Annotated in this window: 17 protein-coding genes, 1 tRNA gene and 1 pseudogene; 8 read left to right on the top strand and 11 right to left on the bottom strand. The window is 54.5% G+C overall.

What is annotated here, in order from left to right; genetic code table 11:
• Positions 1–9 precede the first annotated feature (9 nt).
• From Q1B46_RS02080 to Q1B46_RS02065, 4 genes are all read right to left on the bottom strand, one after another.
• Complete coding sequence (locus Q1B46_RS02080; RefSeq protein ID WP_299944263.1) at positions 10–1,899, bottom strand: acyl-CoA synthetase; 1,890 nt, start codon at positions 1,897–1,899, stop codon at positions 10–12.
• A gap of 159 nt (positions 1,900–2,058) precedes the next feature.
• A complete protein-coding gene (locus Q1B46_RS02075; protein WP_299944261.1) occupies positions 2,059–3,879 on the bottom strand; it encodes an ABC transporter transmembrane domain-containing protein in 1,821 nt (606 codons plus the stop codon).
• A 144-nt stretch (positions 3,880–4,023) separates the two neighbouring features.
• Positions 4,024–4,097, bottom strand: a tRNA-Gly gene (locus Q1B46_RS02070).
• Positions 4,098–4,909: 812 nt separating this feature from the next.
• Positions 4,910–5,944, bottom strand: a complete 1,035-nt coding sequence (locus tag Q1B46_RS02065; RefSeq protein WP_299944259.1) for a hypothetical protein — start codon at positions 5,942–5,944, stop codon at positions 4,910–4,912.
• Positions 5,945–6,302: 358 nt separating this feature from the next.
• Here Q1B46_RS02065 and Q1B46_RS02060 point away from each other — a divergent pair.
• A pseudogene (locus tag Q1B46_RS02060) lies at positions 6,303–7,022 on the top strand (IS5 family transposase).
• Between the two features lie 82 nt (positions 7,023–7,104).
• Here Q1B46_RS02060 and Q1B46_RS02055 read toward each other — a convergent pair.
• Genes Q1B46_RS02055 through Q1B46_RS02045 form a run of 3 tightly spaced genes read right to left on the bottom strand, consistent with a single transcriptional unit; the run spans position 7,105 to position 9,718 of the window.
• Positions 7,105–8,433: a HAMP domain-containing sensor histidine kinase gene (locus tag Q1B46_RS02055; protein ID WP_299944257.1), complete on the bottom strand. Its 1,329-nt coding sequence runs from the start codon at positions 8,431–8,433 to the stop codon at positions 7,105–7,107.
• Positions 8,433–9,092 carry a response regulator transcription factor gene (locus tag Q1B46_RS02050; protein WP_299944254.1) on the bottom strand — a complete coding sequence of 220 codons (660 nt, stop codon included), beginning with the start codon at positions 9,090–9,092 and terminating at the stop codon, positions 8,433–8,435. The genes Q1B46_RS02055 and Q1B46_RS02050 overlap by 1 nt, the downstream gene beginning before the upstream one ends.
• A 38-nt stretch (positions 9,093–9,130) precedes the next feature.
• Positions 9,131–9,718, bottom strand: coding sequence for a hypothetical protein (locus Q1B46_RS02045; RefSeq protein WP_299944251.1), 588 nt, complete (start codon positions 9,716–9,718; stop codon positions 9,131–9,133).
• A 198-nt stretch (positions 9,719–9,916) separates the two neighbouring features.
• Here Q1B46_RS02045 and Q1B46_RS02040 point away from each other — a divergent pair, with 198 nt between their 5' ends.
• Positions 9,917–10,933, top strand: coding sequence for a hypothetical protein (locus Q1B46_RS02040; RefSeq protein WP_299944248.1), 1,017 nt, complete (start codon positions 9,917–9,919; stop codon positions 10,931–10,933).
• A gap of 270 nt (positions 10,934–11,203) precedes the next feature.
• Here Q1B46_RS02040 and Q1B46_RS02035 read toward each other — a convergent pair whose 3' ends face one another.
• Positions 11,204–11,392, bottom strand: a complete 189-nt coding sequence (locus Q1B46_RS02035; RefSeq protein ID WP_299944245.1) for a hypothetical protein — start codon at positions 11,390–11,392, stop codon at positions 11,204–11,206.
• A gap of 320 nt (positions 11,393–11,712) precedes the next feature.
• Between Q1B46_RS02035 and Q1B46_RS02030 the strand changes: the two genes are divergently transcribed.
• Positions 11,713–12,099 (top strand): hypothetical protein, encoded by a 387-nt coding sequence (locus Q1B46_RS02030; protein WP_299944243.1) that lies wholly within the window; start codon positions 11,713–11,715, stop codon positions 12,097–12,099.
• 273 nt (positions 12,100–12,372) lie between these two features.
• Positions 12,373–13,116, top strand: coding sequence for a rhomboid family intramembrane serine protease (locus Q1B46_RS02025; protein ID WP_299944240.1), 744 nt, complete (start codon positions 12,373–12,375; stop codon positions 13,114–13,116).
• Positions 13,117–13,123: 7 nt separating this feature from the next.
• Here the strand turns inward: Q1B46_RS02025 and Q1B46_RS02020 are convergent, their stop codons facing one another.
• Positions 13,124–13,945: an IclR family transcriptional regulator gene (locus Q1B46_RS02020; RefSeq protein ID WP_299944237.1), complete on the bottom strand. Its 822-nt coding sequence runs from the start codon at positions 13,943–13,945 to the stop codon at positions 13,124–13,126.
• Positions 13,946–14,149: 204 nt separating this feature from the next.
• On the opposite strand from Q1B46_RS02020, the gene bhcA reads away from it, so the two are divergent.
• The 4 genes from bhcA (at position 14,150) to bhcD (ending at position 18,539) form a co-directional block, all read left to right on the top strand.
• Positions 14,150–15,340 (top strand): L-aspartate--glyoxylate aminotransferase BhcA, encoded by a 1,191-nt coding sequence (gene bhcA / locus Q1B46_RS02015; RefSeq protein WP_299944234.1) that lies wholly within the window; start codon positions 14,150–14,152, stop codon positions 15,338–15,340.
• A gap of 11 nt (positions 15,341–15,351) precedes the next feature.
• The gene (bhcB, locus tag Q1B46_RS02010; protein WP_299944231.1) at positions 15,352–16,323 is read left to right on the top strand and encodes a beta-hydroxyaspartate dehydratase BhcB; all 972 of its coding nucleotides are present in this window, start codon (positions 15,352–15,354) and stop codon (positions 16,321–16,323) included.
• An 11-nt stretch (positions 16,324–16,334) separates the two neighbouring features.
• Positions 16,335–17,498: a 3-hydroxy-D-aspartate aldolase BhcC gene (gene bhcC, locus Q1B46_RS02005; RefSeq protein WP_299944228.1), complete on the top strand. Its 1,164-nt coding sequence runs from the start codon at positions 16,335–16,337 to the stop codon at positions 17,496–17,498.
• 75 nt (positions 17,499–17,573) lie between these two features.
• A complete protein-coding gene (gene bhcD / locus Q1B46_RS02000) occupies positions 17,574–18,539 on the top strand; it encodes an iminosuccinate reductase BhcD (protein WP_299944225.1) in 966 nt (321 codons plus the stop codon).
• Between the two features lie 73 nt (positions 18,540–18,612).
• Here bhcD and Q1B46_RS01995 read toward each other — a convergent pair whose 3' ends face one another.
• The gene (locus tag Q1B46_RS01995) at positions 18,613–19,398 is read right to left on the bottom strand and encodes an inositol monophosphatase family protein (protein WP_299944223.1); all 786 of its coding nucleotides are present in this window, start codon (positions 19,396–19,398) and stop codon (positions 18,613–18,615) included.
• Positions 19,399–19,493: 95 nt separating this feature from the next.
• The gene (locus Q1B46_RS01990) at positions 19,494–20,399 is read right to left on the bottom strand and encodes a LysR family transcriptional regulator (RefSeq protein WP_299944220.1); all 906 of its coding nucleotides are present in this window, start codon (positions 20,397–20,399) and stop codon (positions 19,494–19,496) included.
• Positions 20,400–20,470 lie beyond the last annotated feature (71 nt).

Here is a 20,470-nt window from a genome sequence, read left to right as displayed (position 1 = left end):
TCCACCGGATTACTCAGACCACTCCCATGGCCGGGTAAATGAACCCAGCACTTTGGCCACATCGTCTTCGGAGGAGCCGTTCGCGTCAAGCTGCGCGACAAGCCCGCGTTTCTTGTCGTCGATCACCGACACGACACGGGCTGCCACACCAGCTGCTTCCAATGCGCCATTATAAATCCGCGTGATCGCATGCTTGCGCAGATCGGGTTTGAACACCTTGCCGACGGCAGTCTTCGGCAATTCGTCCAAAATCGTCATATGCTTGGGCTGTGCCGCGCGTTCATGGACGTGCACCTTGCAATAATCCAGCAGCTCTTGTTCGGTGACCGAAGCGCCCTCGACCAGTTCGACAAAGGCGCAGGGAACCTCACCCGAATGCGCGTCTGGCTGACCAATCGCTCCGGAAAAGGCTACGGCTTCGTGGCCCAACAGAGCCTCTTCGATTTCAGCCGGATCGATATTGTGACCACCACGAATGATCAGGTCTTTGGCGCGACCGGTAATCCAGAGGTAACCATCCTCGTCAAAACGACCCAAATCACCCGTGCGCAGATATTTGTCAAAGTGGTAGAGATCGACATTTTTTTCAGCCTCGGTGTAGGTGTTGCCCGCGTAAACACCGGGGTTTGAAATACAAATCTCACCGATCTGATCGTTGCTGCATTCGGTCGGGCCATCCGGCCCATCCTGCAGGATTTTGACATCCGTATAGGGAAACGGAATTCCGATCGAACCGATTTTCTTTTCGCCATCCACCGGGTTACACGAAACCAGACAGGTAGCCTCGGTCAGACCGTAGCCTTCAACGATTGTGACACCTGTGGCTTCTTCGAAGCGGCGGAACAATTCGACCGGCAATGGGGCTGAACCCGAGAAGGCCGTCTTGACGCTTGAAATATCCGCATCCACTGGCCGCTGCATCTTGGCAGAAATCGCAGTCGGCACTGTGATGATGAACGAAACCTTCCAGCGTTCGATCAGCTTCCAGAAATTGTCGAACACGCCATCGCCGCGATAGCCCGCAGGTGTGGGGAAAATCACATGCGCACCCGACGACACGGCCGCCATTACGATCACATGCACCGCGAAGACATGGAACATCGGCAGCGGGCACATGATGACGTCGTTTTCGTCAAACAGCAGCGTATTGCCTAGCCAGCCGTTGTAGATCAGGCCGGAATACTTGTGCTGCGCCACCTTCGGCATTCCAGTTGTGCCGCCGGTGTGGAAATAGCACGCGACCCGATCTTCTTTGCTGTCCTCGAACGTCAGCGTCTTCGGTTGCTTGTTCAGCTCGACATTAAAATTCTTATAGTCTGCATGGGCCAGTTTTTCCTTGTCGCCCATCTTGGGACGCAAAAACGGCACCAGCCAGGATTTGGGCGGCGTCAGGTAACGGTTCAGGTCAATCTCTAGGATCGTGTGAACGCCGGGCGCGTGGCGCACCGCCTCTTCCACCTTCTGGGCTACATCCGTTTTCGGGAAGGATTTTAGTGTGACAACAACCTTCGCTTCGGTCTCACGCAGGATCGCAGCGATCTGTTCCGGTTCCAATAAAGGGTTGATCGGGTTCACAATCCCTGCAACCGCGCCCCCCATCATGGTGACCAGCGTCTCGTTACAATTCGGCAGCACATAGGCCACCACATCGGTTTCGCCGATCCCCAATGAGCGGAACAGGTTAGCCGCCTGATTGACCTTGCCCAGCAGGTCCGACCATGTCAGCGTCTCGGCCTTGTCGGTCGGGCCAGACAACAATTGAAAGCTGATCGCCTTGTGGTTCGGGAACTTGCCCGCCGTCCGCGACAACAGCTGATGGAAGGTGGTCGGTACATCCCGATCGTCCCACGCCATCTCCTGTTCGATGCGTGCCTTGTCTTCCAATCCCACAAAGGCCATGTGGCTCCTCCCCTGATTTCTCTCCCGTGTCATGCGCGGGCTTGTCTGTGACCTCCAAGATGGAAGCAAAACACACCACACGCAAGCAAGGGCTTAGCTGTCAGGTTCGGAAAATGTAGAATGACGCTACGACGGTTCTGGATGTGCCGGAACGTCACTTTATTCGGCGGCCACCCCGTCGGTGAACTGCAGACGTGCCAGACGGGCATACAAACCATCCTGAGCCACCAGATCATCATGCGTGCCCTGCGCCACAATGCGCCCGGCCTCCAGCACGACAATCCGGTCTGCCTTTTTCACGGTCGCCAGCCGGTGGGCAACAATCAGTGTCGTGCGCCCGGCCCGCATGGTGTCAACGGCCCCCTGCACAGCCCGTTCGCTTTCGGCGTCCAGCGCCGAGGTCGCCTCGTCCAGCAGCAGGACCGGCGCGTCGCGCAGGATGGCGCGCGCGATTGCGATACGCTGTTTCTGACCGCCCGACAGCATCACGCCGCGTTCACCCACGAAGCTGCCATAACCTTCGGGCAGTGCTGTGATGAATTCGTGCGAGGCAGCCGCACGGGCGGCGGCCTCAACCTCGGCATCCGATGCATCCAGACGGCCAAAGCGGATGTTTTCCCGCGCCGAGGCCGCAAAGATCACCGGATCCTGCGGGACCAGAGCGATGTGTTGGCGAAAGTCGTGCCTGTTCAGGTCACGCAGATCAATCCCGTCGAGGCTGACCTGCCCCGCATCAGGATCGTAAAATCGCTGGATCATCTGGATCACCGTGGTCTTGCCTGCGCCAGACGGACCGACAAAGGCTACGGTTTCTCCCGGGTTGATCCGCAACGTAAAATGATCCAGCGCAACGATATCCGGGCGCGCAGGATAGTGGAAAGTCACTTCGTCAAAGCGAATCTCGCCACGCACCGGCGCCGGCAATGCCTTGGCCTGCGACGGATCATTGACGGTGTCCTGTGCGTTCAGCAACTCGACCAACCGCTCAGTTGCGCCTGCCGCGCGCTGCAGCTCACTCCAGATTTCCGACAGCGCAGCGACTGAACCTGCCATGATGATCGAATAGATCACGAACTGAATCAGAACTCCTTCTGTCATCACCCCGTTACGTACGTCATTCGCACCCATCCACAACACGCCGACGATGCCCGAGAAGACCAGAAAAATAACGATGACCGTCAACACCGCTCGGGTCTGGATACGGCGCAGAGAAACTTCGTACGAGGTTTCTGTCATCTCACCAAATTGTGCCCTGCTGGCCTGCTCATGGGTAAAGGCCTGCACGGTCTGTACCGCACCCAATGCCTCACCCGCGTTTCCCGAAGACGCCGCGATCCAATCTTGATTTTCACGGCTGATGGTCCGCAGCCTGCGTCCAAGAACCAGAATGGGAACAATCACTGCTGGGATAAGCAGCAAGACCAACCCAGTCAGTTTGGCCGATGTCAGAAGCATCAGAACCAGCCCACCGACGAACATCAACAAGTTGCGCAGCGCGATCGAGACTGATGACCCAAGAACCGATTGGATGAGCGTTGTATCGGTCGTGATTCGGCTGAGTACCTCACCCGTCATGACCCGCTCGTAAAACTCGGGGCTCATGCCAATGACCCGGTCAAATACGGCCTTGCGGATATCAGCAACAACACGTTCGCCCAATCGGGTGACAAGCGCATAGCGGATACCGGTACCAACCGCGAGAATGCCCGCAATTCCAAGAGCCGCCAGAAAATACCAATCCAGCAACTCGCCATCTTCGATGCGAAAATTGTCGACCACGCGACGTACCGCCAGCGGCAAGGTCAGCGTCATGCTCGCTGTCAAAATCAACGCTAGTGTCGCGCCGATCATCAGCAACCGATAGGGTTTCATGAATGGCCATAGCGAGGCCAACACACCTATTTTCTTGGAACCTGCGCGTTCTTCCTGAGTGCCCGGTGCTGGTTTATTCGCTGGACTGGCGGAGCGTGTTCTTGCCATGTCTGGCCCTTGTTTCTTGATCCATCGTCGCGATCACGCGTCAGTCTTAGCTTCTTGGCCCCAGAGCTGGTTGGGGTCAAGTTGAAGGCGCATCTTTGCGGCCAAATAAGGGCCATATGACGCAACTGATTGGGGAAATTCAGCTGGAGCGGGCGGCGGGAATCGAACCCGCGTCATTAGCTTGGAAGGCTAAGGTCTTACCACTACACAACGCCCGCTCAGCAAGGCCACCACCTATTTCATACGAAATTTGGCGTCAAGAGGGTGTTTTACCGAATGCACTTCGCACTGCGATTTGGTGCGTTTTTGTGCAATCGATTCTTCCAAGCAACCGGAGCAACTGAGTGTTCTTCTGCGAGTGTTTTTATCTGAACCTGTGAGCTTGATTTCTGCACGCGCCTAAAGAGGCCTTTCCTGCTTAACAAATGGAGTTTCTGGATGTGCTTAAGTGGAGTGGTAGTGGGAGTTCAGATCGCTCGGAAGTATGGGGATCATGACTACCGGCGCTTCGGCGATGTTTGTGGGCTTAGGCCTGTGCCGGTCGCCCAGCGAAATCTCCCTTTGATGAGGAACTGGCTGAGGCCTTTGATCGTCGGCAGGGATTACTCCGAGGCGACCGGAGGATTGAGGATGGATCGCGATGCGCTCACAGTTCGCTATATTAAACTAAAAATGTGATTCACAAACAATCATAAGCTGTTTGTACTTGCGGCGAGTTTGAGTTGACTGCCTCTACTTCTATTTGTGGTGAAGATTAGTGTGAAGGTTGGAACTGCAAGTGCGACGGTCCGCTGATAGGTGAAGTTGGACAACTCGGGTTGCATGTGGAACGGTCGAAATCGAAGCTACTGGTTATCCAGATCGCTTGATGGAATGAGGATAACTCCAGTGTGTTAAAATTAGGGAAGCCAAGCATCGCGTTGTCCCATAGCACATCTCCTTTGTTGCTATAAATGCTATCAAAGGAGCGACATCAAAACGTGACAGATCCAGACAGTATGTAGACTAATGTCAGCTCTAACGCATATCTCTAAAGAAAGCCTGTGCTCACAAGCTTCCGGCGTATTCGCTGTCCGGTTGATATTGGCAAAAAAAGCTCCGCGCGATCTGCCAGATATTTCTGTAAATCACAATGAAACGCATCCTCGGTACAAAGCCGCCAGAGAATGTCCAATGCCTCTTCACTGTGATCGTACGTTCCAGGATATGCAGAACCTAATTGTTCGTCACGAACCGCATTTCGACGGGTGATAATGGGAGTTTTGGTTGCCATCGCGTCCAGCAATTTCCCGGAGCCTAAGTAGTCGCTGTCTGCACACATTTGACCAAGAGTTCCTCGACAGGCAGCGAGCGCACCGGGTACTTCTTCGTAGGGTATCTGACCCAGAGATAATGCCGGCTCGGGTAGTGCGGTGCGGATACTTCCGGCAAATGCAGCCAACGGATTGGTCGAGGAACCAAGTCGCTCCCGGATCACGCTGAGGTTATCGATCAACTCGCTTGGGATTGTCTCTTCGGTGACACGTCCAAAGAAGCCAAAAGACTGTGCTCCGGTCATCTTTGCGCGCCAAAAGAACTCCGTCTTCGAAGAGATCGGCTGAAGAAAAAGGGGATCGATGGTTTGCTGGATGTTTACGATCGTGTCAGGTAGCACGATGTTGTCAGGATACCACTTGGCAAGCTTTCTTCGGACTGAAGTACTGGCAGAGTGTTCGTACAAAAGGTTCTGCCACGCCTCTGTCGTAACCACCAAAGCATCAGCTACGCCAAAGACTTCCGGGTCGTAAGGATAAGCTAGCGTTATCTTTGGGTGGGGAAGACTTTTGAACAGCTCCGGATTCGCTCGAACATAGTACAGATCATAGTCGCGCGTCGGTGTTTTCAACCCACTCGGATCACCTATGGTTCCGCATTCCCAGTCAATAAGCACGTCATTGTAGTAAACGTCTGCAAAGCTAGAAAGACTTCGGTAGAACCGAATTTCGTTTATCCGATCCCCGGACAAAGGCTCCATGACAGGGCGATCAAGAAACTGGCAATAGATTTTGGGACGCTTGGAATTCACGCTGTCAGCCTGTTTTGAACTGCGCTTGAAAATACTGCGACATCAACGGTCTCGCACTCTTCGTTGTAGCGCGCGAGAGTCACCCCATAACCCAGTTCTACATCGTCAGTACGCGGAGCAAGAAATAGCGCTCTCGCGCCAGAAAACAGGTTCATGCTAGATCCGTTGAATTCAATTTTAGACGAAACGACAAGCTCAAATTCGTTAAAACCACGTATGCTAGGACAATGTCAATTGACGGTTTGAGTGGTTCTCCAACAACCGACAAGCCCATTCCGGCTGATCGTAACCACTAAGCCCAAACCGTATTGATTTCCATCTGACTGCATGCGTAATCGTTCGAAAAACGTGCGGTGTCATCTCTGATCTTTTCTGGCTGAGCGATGCGCAGATGGTGCGTCTGAAGCCCTATTTTCCCAAGTTCCACGGCAAGCTATGTGTCGATGACCGGCGTGTCCTGAGTGGGACTATCTGTATCAACCGCATTGGCTCATGGTGGCGGGGTATACCCAAGAAGTACGGGCCGCAATGGACCCTGTAAAACCCCAGGCGGCGATGGAGTGACTAAGGCGTCTTTGCCAGATGATGGCTGGTCTGGCTGCTTAACACGGCCAAGAGAAGACCGCCAAAATCAACGGCATCAATCTGAAAGCCCACCGTACAGCATCCAGTTTGGGTTCAAAAAAAATTGCGCAGTCGCTTGATCGGCAGGGCCAGAAGCGGAGTATATACAAAGTTGCAGACAATCTGAGACAGCAAGAGGTAATCTTTGAACCTCAGTGTAACGGCTGAGCAAATTGATGACTACAACGGGGCAAAGGCCCTTTTGAGCAGTCTATCTAATATCGGGAGGCTACTCGGAGACCGAGGTTATATGCAGATTGGTTCAGAGAAGCCCCGAAAGACAAGGAGAGACGCGCATGCACCCCTGCCCGGAAGAAATGCAAGGTCACCCTCAGCTAGGACAAACACCGCAACCGCATCGAGATCATGTTCGCCAAGTGCAAGGACAGCAGACGCTTTGCACCCAGATTCGATAAGGTCGCCAATAGCCTTCTTTTCCGCCATCGCTCACTAAGCAATCGTCATATTCGTGCTATCAAATAGGAATAAGTCCCCACCCCAGGTCAAGGACCAGCTTCGACCTACTGCAATCAAATTTATCCTGGTATCAGAATATGGCAGGCCAAACCGCCAAGGTTTGCGGATGTCCCCAGTTTTAGCTTGCCGCCGTATGCGTTCAACAGATCAACAGAAATGGCCAGGCCCAATCCCGTGCCGCTGACAGAGGTATCCAATCGACCTCCGGAACGAAGCACCCCTTCGCGTGCGTCTTTTGGAATTCCCTGCCCGTCATCCTCGATACAAATCTCAATGCCGCGTTCAGTGCGTTTTGCCGTGACGTGAATTGTTGTTCGGCTCCATTTGAGGGCATTGTCCAGCAGGTTCCCCAATATTTCCTCGATATCCTGGGTATCCATTCTGACCCACAACTCCGCCGCGCAGGTGGTTGTGAGTGTCTTCCCTTCACGCTCGGCCATAATCGAAAACAAACGAGACAGCCTATCGACTGAATTTGTAAGGTCGGTTTTTGCGTGGGTAAGCTCTGCAGTGTTGGACGCCCGCATGCGAGCAAGAGAACGCTTTAGCTGAGCATCAATCCGGTTTAACGCGTCATCTGCAGATGCGGTATCTGCACCCGCGTCCGACAAGCTTGTCAATTCGTTTCTGAGTATTGCCGTCGGAGTTTTGAGGGCATGCGCCAGATCCGCCGCCTGCCGTCGGGAGCCAGAAACGATCTCACGATTACGATGCAACAATTGATTAAGGTCTTCTACGAGCGGCGAAACCTCTTCTGGATAGTGTTCCGGGTTCAGGTCGTCTCCCTTGTCCCAGCGATGCGCCACGTCAGCGCGTAGCTTTCTGAGGGGGCCAACAATTGCAGACATCAACAACAAAGAGCCTGCAACGCCAATCAAACCGACCAGGCCAAAAACCGGAAGCAAGTTGTTCTGAGCGGCCCGCCGTTCGCTGGTCAGCTCCTGCCTGCTTTCTGCAACGGTCACGCCCCATTCGGTGCCGTCTTCGAACGTGATTTTCTGATAGACGCCACGTAGGGCCTCATTATCCGGGCCGGAAGTGTTCCAAACAACTGCCTCTTCCCTTACACGTGCAGGTTCGGAAATTGTTTCGTCAAAGAGAGAGGCAGATGTAAACGTGGCTCCGTTGCCGCCCGTCACCTGCCAGTATCTGCCTGAGTACGGCGTTCCATAGGCCGGGTCGAACACTAAATCGCGCAAAGTTTCAGGATTATTCGTGGTCGCGCTTAACCCAACAACAAGTTGGGTGTGCCTGTCGCGCAGCGTCTCGTCGAACTGCTCTAAGACACGGGTGTTGATGTAGGAAAATACAACCAACGTGCCGACGCCGACAGAAAGTGCACCAGTGGCGAGACCGCCAAGCAAGGCGCGTTGGCGTAGCGATAACATCAGGCGTTATCGATCATGTAGCCACGTCCCCTGACCGTAGTAATAAGGTCAGAGCCCAGTTTTTTTCGCAGCCGAGTAACAAAAACGGCAATGGTGTTGGAGTCTCGATCCCCGTCGTATTCGTAGATGTGCTCTGACAACTCGGTTCGCGATACCATGCGTCCAATATTATGCGCAAGATACGTCAGGACAGCGATTTCCTGCGCGGTAAGATCAACAGGGATCCCATCGACACTGACCCGCCCATTTCGCGTGTCCAAAGAAACCTCTCCCATTTCAATGATCGGGTTCAGTTGACCGCTTTGCCGACGAAGAATAGCTCGAACGCGCGCGGCCAATTCCGGCATGTGAAACGGTTTGGTCATGTAATCATCCGCGCCTGCATCAAGACCATCCACGCGTTCACTCCACCCATCGCGGGCCGTAAGGATCAACACTGGTGTCTTGACCCCCGCCCCGCGCCATTCGCGCAGGACCGATATGCCATCGCGTTCCGGCAACCCAATGTCGAGGATGATCATGTCGTAAGGCTCGGTCGCGCCCAAATGCAGAGCGTCGGTTCCATTGCTAGCCACATCCACGACGCGACCTTCTGCGGTTAGAAGCTTTTTAATCTGCTCGCACAGCTGTGGTTCGTCTTCGGCTAAAAGTACTCTCATAATCAGAAACTACAGGCACAACCGCATCGGTTTAAGCCTTATTTTTTTCCTTTGCCGTTCCCGTTCCCGCCAGAATTGCCGCCACCGTTACCGCCACTATTTCCACCACCATTCCCGCCGCCGTTACCGCCGCTATTACCACCGCTGTTTCCACCACCATTCCCGCCTCCGTTTCCGCCAGCATTCCCATTGCTACCAGCATTGCCGTTGTTGCCGCTTTTGCCACGGTTGGCACTGCCACCACGGTTGTTAGAGTTGTTGCGATTGCTATTGGCTTTGGTTGGGTCGGAACGCGCGGCTTTCGATATCTCGCGGCCCACATTGGATCGATTGGAAATGACCGTGCCAGTCTGCGCATTCACTATCACGCTAACAATTTTCCCATCCGGCTTTTTGACCAGAATACGATAATATATCTCGTCTGCTTGGAAGGCACGCGCATCGACCGGCGTACCGCCGTAAATCTTCTCGACGCCTTTGATGACCCTGGTAAGTCGAATTGTATCGCCCGACAGGGTTGCCTTGCGCAATTCACCTTGTTTGAGCTCGCGTGTGTCGGCAGATGCTTCCCCGCTGGGCAAAGCAACGAGCATACTCGCAACCACCAAGAACGTCTTCACGCGCATAAAATTCCTCGTACTTCCTGATGCAAGATTACGCCTTTCGACGTGAACTGATGATGAACAAGCAGTTAGCCCTGCGTTCAAGCACCCCCGGGTTAAATGACCAAGACAACAAACGATTCGAATGTGAATCGAGGCATTTAGGCACGGTAGGCTTGTTGAAGAAATAATCGCGGCCACCGTTCCAGTAAGGGGACAGACATGAGAGCCACTATCTATGGATCGTTAAAAGCATCTACGGTCGCGATTGCATTGCTGGGATCAGCAGCCCTCGTCACCACTGTTGTTGCGCCGGATGTCGCCATCGCGAAAGAAGGAAAAGGCAACGGTGGTGGAAAAGGTGGCGACAAAGGCAACAGTGGCGGGAAAGGAAACGGTGGCGGGAAAGGAAACAGCGGCGATCATAGCTCTGCCAATAAGAAAGGCAGCAACAAGAGCTCCGAAAAAAGCCGCGGAGGTTGGAAAGCGGGAAAGTCCAAGGTCAACAAGTCAAAGAGTAACTCTGCACGTTCCACTTCTGGAAACGGTGGCCGCTTCTCCTTGAAGGACCTCTTCAATGGCAAAAAGAAAAAGACCAAGACGTACAAGCAGCCTTCCAAAACCGTGATCGTAGAAGAATCCATCCGCCCAGCGGTACGCACCAAAGGCAACAAAATTGCGTCACTTCTTGGCGCCCACCCATCAGAATTAGGGGCTTTGAACGCAGCTAACGCAAGTGAAACGGCGTTGGCCAATGCATCACCCTATTCCCGCGTCGGACGAATAGCCACCTATCGCGACACCGTGCTGGCCGGAGAGCCCTTGCGTGAGGAGCTTGCAGAACAGCTGGAAGAACTTTCCGGACTCGAACAGCCAGAACGTTTGATTTCTGAGATCGAGGAAGATCTGGAAGCCGCCCTGGGTGATGTTCAGGACAATCAAGAGCGTGTTGAAGAACTTGAACAGGCTTTGGAAGACGCCGGTGGAACGGATCCAGTGATCGAAGAACAGCTAGATGAAGCGCGCACCGATTTGGATAATTCCGTCGATGAAGCACAGGAGCTGAATGAAGAACGACAGGCAGCTTTGGACTACGAAGAAGCGACTGAAGAAGCCCGGGATCTGGCCGAACTAGTGGAAGAACAGGACTTGGCTGAACGCGAAGCCTTGGAAGCTGCAGCCAACAAACCTGTTACCGACGCTGTAGAAGAAGAGGTGAAGTCACTTCTGGGTCTGTAACCTGAAGATACTTAATCCCTAGAGCAACTTTCATACGGTACTGACTTATCACGGATCTGAAGTACCAAAAGCCGGGTCGGCCACATGCTTTACAAAGCACGAAATGGCCGACCCTTAGCATATCGTGGTTGAATTGCGCTTGCTTAAGTACAATCCACTTCCCTGAAGGTCAAAAAAGAAACCCCGCCCCAATATGGAGCGGGATTCAGTCTTCAATTCCAATTTTCAGGACGAATATCAGGAATTGTTTGGGAGTCCGCTGAACTGCCTTCAGACGTTGTTTTGTGCCTCAGAAAGCCGCCTGTTTTTTATGATCTCTGTTAGTGCATTTTCTATAGGAGGGAAGCGACCACTGCTCGACTTGGTCGTGGCTGACAAACACTCTACGGCGATTTTGCCTGAGGTTTGCATTACAGCTGTTGTGCTGGACTCTTCAGTCACAAAGGCAGGCTTGATCATGCTTTTCCCCTTGATTGCGATCGCGCGAAAAAAAAGCAGCTGCGATCCAACCAGATCACTATGCCTCAGCATGGTTGAACGCTCTGAGAATACATTGTTCACGTTCGGTTAATGTTGTTCACGAAATAAAGACAATGAACAAGTGGACGGTTTGGTGGACCGGGAACCTCCTGTCATAATGACTTATATGGGCTCTGCGACAAGAACGACCTTAATTGCACGGATAGTTTACCGCATCCGCGAGCGACTCCTCGCCTATGAACTCGTCAATACCCGTTCAAGGGCATATCTAGATCATGAAGCTGAAGAAGGCGCCGGGAATGAAAATAACTGTTGGAATTTTGGCAGTGACCTTGGCCGTGCAGGGCGCGCCAAATGCAAAGGCAAATAACAGTTTGTGGAGCAATGACATTGGTCAAGATGGCGGAGCCTCTGCAACTGGCCTAATACGTGTGAAATCCAAAGCCGGGCATTGCCCGCCGGGTTTGGCGAAAAAAGCGATACCGTGTGTACCTCCTGGCCAGGTCAAGAAATATCGTAGAGGGGACTACATCTATGATGGCTATGCCCGTATCGACGATCCCAGCCGATGGGGGCTGCGACGCAATGGATATTATGTGCGCGCCGGAGATTACGTTTACGAAGTAAACCGTGAAACGCATGAAGTGCTGAACCTGATAGGGGCAATCGCCGATATTCTAAATTAAGCGCTTTGGCCAATTATTGTCTCAATACTCAGATTGTGGCCATTTGATCGTCTTGCGGCATTCGAAAGTAAGGGGTCTCTTCTGCGATCTCAGGTTTCTGCGTGATGACCGGTTCGCTGTGGCGTTCGGACTATGACGCCGACCTCTTTCACCGCATCCAAAACCACTAAGGTGGAAATGACGGCCAAAGGCAGCAGGGATCGGAAATTTTCGGTCCAAGATGCGGCATAACCGGGTCTTGACGCGGGATAACGAAAAGCCCAGCGTCGCGCCATGTTTCCGATCCGTGACCATAACCCCTCGGGGCGCACACCGTTTGTCGTTTATACCCTGATGGCCGCGAACATCCTGATCTTCCTGAGTTATGTCGGGATCATGGAGGATACGCGGCTGATCAATCGGTTCTTTTTCGATTACGCCGTCATTCCGGCCCGGATCACCGACGGGTATGGGATTGAGACACTCGTGACCTCAATGTTCCTGCATGGGGGCTGGATGCATCTGGCGGGGAACATGCTGTTTCTCTGGATTTTCGGCGATAACCTCGAAGATGAGATGGGGCATGTTCTGTTTCTTGCGTTCTATCTGCTGTCGGGCGTTGGCGCTGGTCTGATTCACGTCGCATCGGCTCCGGGCTCAGTAGTGCCAACAATCGGTGCGTCCGGGGCAATCGCCGGGGTTATGGGCGGCTACCTGCTGCTTTTTCCAAAAGCGCGCGTCGATATCCTTTTGATCCTGATCATCTATATTCGGATATTTACTATCCCTGCCTTTGTCATGCTTGGGGTCTGGTTGGGTCTTCAGTTCTTTGGAAGCCTGTCCAGCAATCCTGATGAGGGGGGTGTCGCGTACTGGGCCCATACTGGGGGCTTCTTCGTCGGCCTTATCCTTTGCATTCCCCTGTGGCTCAAACGCGGAGGCACCGGGTTCTGGAATCGCACCCAAGGCCATCCGCCGCATCCGGAACGCAAATATAAGCTTGCGCAATCGCGTATTCCCAAAGTTCCGCGCGAGTGAATTGAGATCAACCTATAGGCAGCCTTCCACCACTCAGTTGCGTAATTTCCTGTGCCGCGCACGACACCAACGCGCCCAGTTCAGGTGCTCGGCCACGGCTGAACCTGACGGTCGGGCCTGATACAGAGATACCGGCACACGGCTCAGCACGGTCATTGAAGATGGCCGCTCCAATGCAAGACATACCTTCGTATCTTTCCTGATGATCATAGGACCAACCACGGGCACGGGTTTCAGCCAGATCCTCATGCAGACCCGAGCCGGGCAAATGTGTGTTTTCGGTAAACGCAATCAAGTCGGTTGCCCCAAGCGCCCTGCTTAGGCTCTCTGTGCTCAGGGCCGCCAGTATGGCTTTTCCTGTCCCCGAGGCATACATCGGCGTCCGCGCGCCGGGTGGAAAGAAGGCCCGAATGGGATTCTGGGTTTCGACCTGTCCGACAAAAACAACTTCTGACCCATCTGGCACCGCTAGATTTGCGGTCTCACCGCTATCCTGCATGAGACGACGCAGGATCGGTCTGCCGATCTCAAGAATGTTATTGCGACGCAGGAAGGACGCACCGGTCCGGTAGGCTTCGATACCAACCATCCACTCTTGCCGTTCTTCATCAATGGTTACAAAACCGTGCTTCTGCAATGTCATCAGGATGCGATGTGTGGTGGCCGTCGGTATGTCGACCTCGCGTGCCAGATCACTCAGCGCGACGCGTTCCAGCCGCGCAACAGTCGTCAGCACGCCCAGCGCGCGGTCCAGTGACTGCATGGTTCCGGCTGAGCTTTCTTTGAATGCCGATTTCGGCCTGCCGCGCGGCCGTTTCTGAGAATCCATATCGTACCTAGCCTTTTTGGTTGTGACTGCGGTTTCGGGCAAAGTTTTTTGACGCGCAGTTTTCAGTGAACAAATTTGAGAAACTGAATCTCTTTCTGTTTCAGCACCTTATCAATTTAATGGATGAAATGGAAATATTTTTCAAGAAAATTGCATTGCGCATCCAATCCGGTGACACTTGGGCTGAAAGCAGAGGATTGAGTTATGTCGAACCAAAACCCGGTCTTTATCCCAGGCCCAACCAACATTCCTGATCGCTTGCGCCTAGCCATGCAGGTTCAGACGCAAGATCACCGTGCGCCAGATTTCGTTGAAACCTTCGCACCGGTGCTGGAGGACACAAAGAAGGTCTTTGGCACAGCCGAAGGCCAGATCGTCACCTTTCCTGCCAGCGGAACAGGTGGCTGGGAGGCGGCGGTTACCAACACGCTTAGCCCCGGTGATAAGGTTCTGATCGCACGTTATGGCGTATTCAGTCACCGCTGGATTGATCTGTGCGAACGGCATGGGCTGGATGTGCAGGTCGTTGAATGCCCTTGGGGCACCGGAGCGCCTGCAGACAGGTTCGAGGCGATCCTCTCAGCGGACAATGCACACGAGATCAAAGCCGTTCTGGTTACGCATAACGAAACCGCCACCGGAGTGCGTTCAGACATCAGTGCGGTACGTCACGCCATGAATGCCGCAGGACATCCCGCAATGATGTTTGTGGATTGTGTCAGCTCGCTGGCGTCAATGCCGTTCGAGTTTGATCGTTGGGGTGTCGATATCGCGGTATCAGGTTCTCAAAAAGGGTTTATGTTAGCAACTGGCATGGCGATCCTGTGCGTCAGCCCCAAAGCGTTGGCGGCAATGGAAACCGCGAAACTGCCCCGCACCTTCTTTGATTTCCGCGACATGATGGCGGCCAACGCGTCAGGTGGCTTTCCCTACACACCACCGCTTCAGCTGATCTATGGTATGCGCGAAAGCCTGAAGGTGCTGTTCGAGGAAGGTCTGGAAAAGGTTTATGCTCGGCATACGCGACTGGCTGAAGGCGTACGCCGCGCAGTTGAGGCATGGGGCCTGAAACTGGTCGCGCAATCACCAGACCTCTACTCTGACACTGTCAGCGCGATCATTGTGCCCGAAGGATTTGACAGCAATGAACTTACCGACCACGCTTTCAACGCTTATGGCGTATCGTTCGGCATCGGTTTGGGAGAGCTGAATGGCAAAGCTTTCCGCATCGGTCATCTGGGCAGTCTGACGGATGTAATGGTTCTGTCGGGCTTGGCCACGATCGAAATGGCAATGGCTGACCTGAACTATCCCGTGGAACTGGGCAGCGGAGTAGCAGCCGCCCAGGAATTTTATCGTACTGGCTCATCCGGCCACGCCATGGCCGCAGCCTGAGGAGGACCCTAATGTTGGATCATATCCCAGCCGCTGACCTGACCATCGAGGATGTGCGGACTGCGCATGAAAGGATTAGGCCGCATATCCGGCGCACACCGATCATGACGTCGGACTACCTGAACGACCTGACCGGTGCGCAGCTGTACTTCAAATGCGAGAACTTTCAAGAAGCCGGCGCGTTCAAAGTGCGCGGAGCCAGCAATGCTGTCTTCGGTCTGAGCGACGAAATGGCTACCAAGGGTGTCTGCACCCATTCCAGCGGAAACCACGCGCTGTCGCTGTCCTATGCGGCGGGTCGACGCGGTATCCCCTGCAATGTGGTCATGCCGCGCACGGCCCCGCAGGCCAAGAAAGACGCGGTGCGCCGCTATGGTGGCACGATCACAGAGTGCGATCCCTCAACCACTTCCCGCGAAGCGACCTTTGCCGAGGTTCAGGCCCGAACAGGGGGCGAGTTCGTGCACCCTTACAACGACCCGCGCGTCATCACAGGACAGGCAACCTGTTCCGCTGAACTGCTAGAGCAGACGGATGGTCTGGATGCATTGATCGCGCCGATCGGCGGCGGTGGGATGGTCTCAGGCACATGCCTGACCGTCTCGAACCTAGCGCCAGAAACCGCGATCTATGCTGCCGAACCTGAACAGGCGGACGATGCCTATCGTTCATTCAAGGCAGGTCACATCATCGCGGATGATGCCCCGAAAACGGTGGCAGATGGGCTGTTGGTGCCGCTAAAGGAAAACACTTGGCACTTTGTGTCAAACCATGTGACCGACATCTTCACCGCGTCCGAGCAAGAGATCATCGACGCGATGAAGCTTACTTGGAAATATCTGCGGGTGGTGATGGAGCCGTCTTCGGCTGTACCGCTCGCAACCATTCTCAAGAACCCCGACACATTCCGGGGAAAACGCGTCGGCGTCATCGTGACTGGTGGCAATGTCGATCTGGACAAGCTGCCCTGGCTGAAAGCGTAAGGAAAAACAGGATGAACAAACTGATGAACATTGATCAATTCGAAGTTGGCTATGACATCCCTGCCGCCATCGGTATGGATGAAAGTGAAATTCAAACGCCCTGCCTGATCCTCGATCTGGACGCGCTGGAACGCAATATCAAGAAAATGGGTGATTATGCCAAGGCGCACGGAATGCGTCACCGGGTGCATGGCAAGATGCACAAATCGGTAGACGTGGCCAAGTTGCAGGAAAAGCTGGGCGGCGCCGTAGGTGTTTGCTGTCAGAAAGTGTCCGAGGCCGAAGTGTTCGCCCGCGGTGGTATCAAAGACATTCTGGTGTCCAATCAGGTACGCGACCCGGCCAAGATCGACCGACTCGCGCGCCTGCCTCAGTTGGGCGCCCGCACGATCGTCTGTGTTGATGATATCGCAAATATCGCCGATCTGTCAGCCGCTGCCCAACGCCACGGCACCGAGCTGGAAGTATTCGTTGAAATCGACTGCGGCGCCGGTCGTTGCGGAGTGACGACAACAGAAGATGTCGTCGCGATTGCGAAAGCAGCCGAGGCTTCGCCGAACTTGAAGTTCACCGGCATACAGGCCTATCAGGGCGCAATGCAGCATCTGGACACCTATGAGGCCCGCAAAGAGAAGCTGGATGTCGCCATCGCGATGGTCGAAGACGCGTATGACGGCCTTAAGACCGCAGGCGTCGACTGCGCGCTGGTCTCGGGGGGCGGAACGGGCTCATACTATTTTGAGGCCAAGTCAGGTGTGTATAACGAGCTGCAATGCGGATCCTACGCATTCATGGACGCAGACTATGGCCGCATTCTGGATAAAGATGGCAACCGGATCGATCAGGGCGAATGGGAAAATGCACTGTTCATTCTGACCAGCGTTATGAGCCACGCCAAGGCAGACAAAGCCATCTGCGATGCAGGCCTCAAAGCGCAGTCGGTAGATAGCGGCCTGCCCTTCATATACGGGCGCGACGATGTAGAGTACCTCAAGTGTTCAGATGAACACGGGGTTATCGGCGATCCCGAAGGCGCATTGAAAGTGAACGACAAATTGCGACTGGTGCCAGGTCATTGTGACCCGACCTGCAATGTTCATGACTGGTACGTCGGCGTCCGCAACGGAAAGGTCGAAGCGTTATGGCCGGTCTCTGCACGCGGCAAAGCCTATTGAACGTCACAGAACGGCGGCCCCTGGCGGGCCGTCTCTCTGACTTTCGATCATCAGAACTTACGAAAGGCATAATCGATGATCATCGTTCCTGAAAAGGAAATCGGCGCGCTGCTGGGCCGCAAGGAAAGCTATGAGGCGATCGAACAGGTGTTTGCCGCGATGGCCTCTGGCAATGCCTATAACTTTCCGGTCGTGCGCGAAGCCATTGGCCATGCGGATGCGCTCTATGGTTTCAAGGGCGGGTTCGATCAGGCAGGCATGACGCTTGGTCTCAAAGCCGGTGGGTACTGGCCCAACAATCTGGAAACACATGGGTTGATCAATCATCAATCGACGGTCTTCCTGTTTGATCCGGATACAGGTCGGGTGAAAGCCGTGGTCGGTGGTAACCTGCTGACAGCGCTGCGCACAGCGGCCGCCTCATCAGTTTCCATCAACTATCTGGCACGCAAAGATGCGAAAGTGATCGGCATGGTTGGCGCAGGTCATCAAGCCAAGTTCCAACTGCGCGCCGCGCTGGAGCAGCGCAACTTTGAAAAGATCATCGGCTGGAACCTGCACCCCGAGATGCTGCCCAACCTCGAGGAAGTCGCGGCTGAGGCTGGCCTGCCTTTTGAAGCTGTTGAACTGTCGGGCATGGTTGAGGCCGATGTGATCATCACGATCACCTCCTCATTTGCGCCAACCCTGATGTCGGATCACGTATCAGACGGAACGCACGTCGCCTGCATGGGGACTGACACAATCGGCAAACAAGAAGTTGGTGTGGATCTTATTACACGCGCCACTGTCTTTACCGACGAAATCGCTCAGTCCGTCTCATTGGGCGAATGTCAGCATGCCATCGCTGAAGGTTCGATATCGGAAGCCGGTATCCGACAGATCGGAGAGGTGATCAACGGCACGCATCCCGGACGGCAATCGGACCAAGAGGTCACCCTGTTCGATGGAACTGGCGTCGGACTGCAGGATTTGGCGGTTGCAAGCGCTGTGGTCGATCTTGCGGTCGAACAAGGGATCGCGATCAAGGTCGATTTCTGAACGAAAACGCGCGCCCGGATCGGGCGCGCGAATACTGTAATCACTCGGCCTGAACGGGGGGGCTGATCGCGTTTTAGCCCCTGATCACCTTGGCGAAGGTGTCAAAGATCGGCTCGTTGGCACAGATCACTTCACCGTCCTCAAGCACGCTGCCTTCTGGGTTCAGGGGTTGAATAAGGCCGCCCGCTTCTTTCACGATGATGATGCCAGCGGCTAGGTCCCATGCATTCAGGCGACGCTCCCAAAATCCTTCGTACCGCCCAGCGGCCACATAGGCCATGTCCAGCGCAGCAGCACCCCAGCGGCGCACACCTGCACAGGCTGGCATCAGCCGGGCCAGATCCTGCAGGGTAGCAGGCAGGTCCGAGCGGCCTCCGAACGGCAGGCCGGTCGAAAATATCGACTCGATCATGCGGTGACGGCCAGAAACGCGGATGCGCATATCGTTCATCCATGCGCCCTCGCCTTTCTCGGCAAGGAACATTTCGTCTTTGGCAGCGTCATAAATCACGCCCGCAACAATCTTGCCCTTATGTTCCAGCGCAATCGAAACTGCCCAGTGCGGCAGGCCATGCAGGAAGTTGGTAGTGCCATCCAGCGGGTCAACGATCCAGCGGCGGGTCGGGTCTTCGCCGTCGATTGCGCCGCCCTCTTCCGCCAGCCAGCCGTAGGTGGGGCGCGCGCCCAGCAGTTCCTCTTTCAGGATAGCTTCGGCAGCGATATCGGCCTTGGACACGAAATCACCTGCGCCCTTCATCGATACCTGCAGGTTCTCGACTTCACGAAAATCCTTGACCAAAGACCGGCCCGCTTTACGCGCGGCTTTTATCATGATGTTGAGATTTGCACTGCCAACCATTTTTCAAAGGCTCCTGTCCGGTCAAGCCGCGCGTATACTGGTGCAATGCGCCCTTGCCAAGAGGAATGATGCGCATGGCTGATCTGCGTTTAGCGCTATTGCGTCTGAAGCTTGCGCGCCTCGGTCCGGGCCAGGTTCACCAGCTCTTGCACAAAGGGTTTTTCAAGGTCTTCAGACCGCACCGCTGCATAAAGTCGGCGTGTGATCCCGTCCTTCGTAAGTGGGCGTGTGACATAATCCGAGTTGTATTTCACCTCTCGCACCACCCAGTCCGGCAGCACCGAAATTCCGCGATTTGATGCGACCAGTAAAAGGATAACGGCAGTCAATTCGACCTGACGGATGGTGGCAGGCTCCACACGAGCTGGGATCAGCAATTGGCTGAAAACATCCAGCCGGGTCCGTTCGACCGGGTAGGTAATCAGCGTCTGGCCCCGGAAGTCTTCGGCATCGACAAAAGCCTTATCAGCCAAAGGGTGCGAGGACGCCGCAACGAACACGGCCTGATAGTCGAAGAGTTCGATGAACTCGACACCTGGCAAATCCTCGGGGTCCGAAGAGACCACCAGATCAACCTCTTCCTTCTGCAGTGCTGGTAGCGCGTCGAAGGCAAGGCCGGGTCGGATATCTACGTCGACGTCGGACCAGGATTTACGGAACGCTTCGAGCACGGGAAACAGCCACTCAAAGCAGGCATGGCATTCAATCGCAATATGCATGCGACCCGTACGCCCGTCGCGCAGGGAAGAAAATTCCTCCTGCATCGCTTCGATCTGCGGCAAAATCTGTTCTGCCAGCCGCAATAGCCGTAACCCCGCCGCCGACAACTTCATCGGTTTCGACCGACGCAAGAACAGCTCGACCCCGGCTTGATCCTCCAAACCCTTGATTTGATGGCTTAACGCAGATTGCGTGATGTTCAACTGATCGGCGGCGCGTGCAAGCCCGCCACATTCGTGGATGGCTTTAATTGTCCGTAGATGCCGGAACTCGATATGCATATGTTGCGCAGCTCATGTTGTTGTTGAACAATATGAGTTTGTCTCACAACGCTGCAAGTGGCACAAGAGCG

Source organism: uncultured Ruegeria sp. (assembly GCF_947500045.1).
GTDB lineage: Bacteria > Pseudomonadota > Alphaproteobacteria > Rhodobacterales > Rhodobacteraceae > Ruegeria.
Note: the sequence above shows the minus strand (reverse complement) of the source record. Positions and strands in the feature narration are given on the sequence as shown.

What these genes read in the sequence shown, in the direction of transcription:
- Q1B46_RS02025 (WP_299944240.1), top strand. Translation starts at nt 12,373, where the DNA reads ATGTTTCCGATCCGTGACCATAACCCCTCGGGGCGCACACCGTTTGTC.
- bhcB (WP_299944231.1), top strand. Translation starts at nt 15,352, where the DNA reads ATGTTGGATCATATCCCAGCCGCTGACCTGACCATCGAGGATGTGCGG.
- bhcC (WP_299944228.1), top strand. Translation starts at nt 16,335, where the DNA reads ATGAACAAACTGATGAACATTGATCAATTCGAAGTTGGCTATGACATC.
- Q1B46_RS02055 (WP_299944257.1), bottom strand. Translation starts at nt 8,433, where the DNA reads ATGTTATCGCTACGCCAACGCGCCTTGCTTGGCGGTCTCGCCACTGGT.
- Q1B46_RS02080 (WP_299944263.1), bottom strand. Translation starts at nt 1,899, where the DNA reads ATGGCCTTTGTGGGATTGGAAGACAAGGCACGCATCGAACAGGAGATG.
- Q1B46_RS01995 (WP_299944223.1), bottom strand. Translation starts at nt 19,398, where the DNA reads ATGGTTGGCAGTGCAAATCTCAACATCATGATAAAAGCCGCGCGTAAA.
- bhcA (WP_299944234.1), top strand. Translation starts at nt 14,150, where the DNA reads ATGTCGAACCAAAACCCGGTCTTTATCCCAGGCCCAACCAACATTCCT.
- bhcD (WP_299944225.1), top strand. Translation starts at nt 17,574, where the DNA reads ATGATCATCGTTCCTGAAAAGGAAATCGGCGCGCTGCTGGGCCGCAAG.
- Q1B46_RS01990 (WP_299944220.1), bottom strand. Translation starts at nt 20,399, where the DNA reads ATGCATATCGAGTTCCGGCATCTACGGACAATTAAAGCCATCCACGAA.
- Q1B46_RS02035 (WP_299944245.1), bottom strand. Translation starts at nt 11,392, where the DNA reads ATGATCAAGCCTGCCTTTGTGACTGAAGAGTCCAGCACAACAGCTGTA.
- Q1B46_RS02045 (WP_299944251.1), bottom strand. Translation starts at nt 9,718, where the DNA reads ATGCGCGTGAAGACGTTCTTGGTGGTTGCGAGTATGCTCGTTGCTTTG.
- Q1B46_RS02040 (WP_299944248.1), top strand. Translation starts at nt 9,917, where the DNA reads ATGAGAGCCACTATCTATGGATCGTTAAAAGCATCTACGGTCGCGATT.
- Q1B46_RS02050 (WP_299944254.1), bottom strand. Translation starts at nt 9,092, where the DNA reads ATGAGAGTACTTTTAGCCGAAGACGAACCACAGCTGTGCGAGCAGATT.
- Q1B46_RS02075 (WP_299944261.1), bottom strand. Translation starts at nt 3,879, where the DNA reads ATGGCAAGAACACGCTCCGCCAGTCCAGCGAATAAACCAGCACCGGGC.
- Q1B46_RS02030 (WP_299944243.1), top strand. Translation starts at nt 11,713, where the DNA reads ATGAAAATAACTGTTGGAATTTTGGCAGTGACCTTGGCCGTGCAGGGC.
- Q1B46_RS02020 (WP_299944237.1), bottom strand. Translation starts at nt 13,945, where the DNA reads ATGGATTCTCAGAAACGGCCGCGCGGCAGGCCGAAATCGGCATTCAAA.